This window comes from Ruegeria sp. YTSA144 (genome assembly GCF_059610125.1).
Genome location: NZ_JBXWNA010000021.1, coordinates 1 through 2,500 on the forward strand (window position 1 = coordinate 1; position 2,500 = coordinate 2,500).

At 54.5% G+C, this 2,500-nt stretch carries 1 tRNA gene and 2 rRNA genes (1 of these 3 cut by a window edge); all 3 read right to left on the minus strand.

Going from position 1 to position 2,500, the window contains the following annotated elements:
* Positions 1-6: 6 nt before the first annotated feature.
* Positions 7-83, minus strand: a tRNA-Met gene (locus AC2FF8_RS20410).
* Between the two features lie 130 nt (positions 84-213).
* Positions 214-328, minus strand: a 5S ribosomal RNA gene (gene rrf, locus AC2FF8_RS20415).
* A 184-nt stretch (positions 329-512) separates the two neighbouring features.
* Positions 513-2,500: ribosomal RNA gene (locus tag AC2FF8_RS20420) — 23S ribosomal RNA — on the minus strand (it continues 839 nt past the right edge of the window).

Consider the following 2,500-nt stretch of genomic DNA (forward strand, 5'->3'; position numbering starts at 1 on the left):
TATTTTTGGTTGCGGGAGTAGGATTTGAACCTACGACCTTCAGGTTATGAGCCTGACGAGCTACCGGGCTGCTCCATCCCGCGACACTTTTGTGGTCTACCGCCTATTCGGCTACTTGAGACCGTTTTTCGGCCTGTTGCTTACGCTACTTGAGGCCGGGGTCGAATGAGTTCGATATCGTAAGAGAGAAGTTTGATTGTGGGCTTTTTCTAGGTTTGGCGGTGACCTACTCTCCCGGGGCTTGAGCCCAAGTACCATTGGCGCGGCAGTGCTTAACTTCCGGGTTCGGGATGGGACCGGGTGTTTCACTTGCGCTATGACCACCAAACCGAGGAAAAGCCCCCGTCGCTCTTTTTGCTTTGCAAAAAGGCGACGCGCGGGAGGCAGCGTATTCGCTTGCGAATGCGCATTCCCGCACGGTTATTATGTCAATCAACAGTGTCGCTTGGCGCGACACAGCCATCCTTGGTCCAAGGTGTGTATGTTTTTGATTTGTCTTTCTGTTACTGGATCAAATCAAGCCTATCGGGCGATTAGTACCGGTCAACTGAACGCATTGCTGCGCTTACATCTCCGGCCTATTGACGTGGTGGTCTTCCACGGCCCTCAGGGAGACCTTGTTTTGAGGGGGGCTTCCCGCTTAGATGCCTTCAGCGGTTATCCTGTCCGATCATAGCTACCCAGCACTGCCGTTGGCACGACAACTGGTCCACCAGTGGATCGTTCACCCCGGTCCTCTCGTACTAGGGGCAACTCCTCTCAAGTCTCCTACACCCACGGCAGATAGGGACCGAACTGTCTCACGACGTTCTAAACCCAGCTCACGTACCTCTTTAAACGGCGAACAGCCGTACCCTTGGGACCTGCTCCAGCCCCAGGATGAGATGAGCCGACATCGAGGTGCCAAACACTGCCGTCGATATGGACTCTTGGGCAGTATCAGCCTGTTATCCCCGGCGTACCTTTTATCCGTTGAGCGATGGCCCTTCCACTCGGGACCACCGGATCACTATGGCCGTCTTTCGACTCTGCTCGACTTGTCAGTCTCGCAGTCAGGCTGGCTTCTGCCATTGCACTCAACGAGCGATTTCCGACCGCTCTGAGCCAACCTTCGCGCGCCTCCGTTACGCTTTAGGAGGCGACCGCCCCAGTCAAACTACCCGCCACGCAGGGTCCCGGATCCGGATAACGGACCGCGGTTAGACATCAAGAGTGCGAAGGGTGGTATCTCAAGGGAGGCTCCACAAGAACTGGCGTTCCTGCTTCAAAGCCTACCACCTATCCTGCACATCACAATCCTGATGCCAGTGCGAAGCTGTAGTAAAGGTGCACGGGGTCTTTCCGTCTAACCGCGGGAAGCCTGCATCTTGACAGGCAATTCAATTTCGCTGAGTCGATGTTGGAGACAGCGGGGAAGTCGTTACGCCATTCGTGCAGGTCGGAACTTACCCGACAAGGAATTTCGCTACCTTAGGACCGTTATAGTTACGGCCGCCGTTTACCTGGGCTTCAATTCAAGGCTCTCACCTCTCCTTTTAACCTTCAGGCACCGGGCAGGCGTCAGACCCTATACGTCGTCTTGCGACTTCGCAGAGCCCTGTGTTTTTAATAAACAGTCGCCACCCCCTGGTTTGTGCCCCCAGCCCCTAGTTGCCTAGGAACCGGGCCTCCTTCTCGCGAACTTACGGAGGTATTTTGCCGAGTTCCTTCAACATCGTTCTCTCAAGCGCCTTGGTATGCTCTACCAGTCCACCTGTGTCGGTTTAGGGTACGGTCTGATGGAGGGCTATTTCCAGGAACCACTCAGCAGCCCAATCAATCCGATAAGATTGAACTACACCTGTGATCCGTCACATCCTCCTGGCCTAGGAATATTAACCTAGTTCCCATCGCCTACGCCTTTCGGCCTCGGCTTAGGGGCCGGCTTACCCTGCTCAGATTAGCTTTAAGCAGGAACCCTTGGACTTTCGGCGAGAGTGTCTCTCACACTCTTTGTCGCTACTCATGTCATCATTCTCACTAGTGATCTCTCCACCGGATCGCTCACGCGCCGGCTTCATCGAAAGCCTCTCTCCTCCAATACGCCCGAAGACGTGAAGGAGGAATGAGACTATGTCACACTACGCTCTGCTACCATGCCTTACGGCATCCTAAGCTTCGGCTCATGGCTTGAGCCCCGTTACATCTTCGCCGCAGGACAACTTGTTTAGACCAGTGAGCTGTTACGCTATCTTTAAAGGATGGCTGCTTCTAAGCCAACCTCCTGGTTGTTTTGGTCGTCCCACCTGCTTTCCCACTTAGCCATGAATTGGGGGCCTTAGCTGTAGGTCAGGGTTGTTTCCCTCTCCACTACGGACGTTAGCATCCGCAGTGTGTCTGCCATCTAGTACTCCCGGGTATTCGGAGTTTGGTTAGGATCAGTAAGCCTGTGGGGCCCCATTACCCATCCAGTGCTCTACCCCCCGGGGTATTCGGATGACGCTCTACCTAAATAGATTTC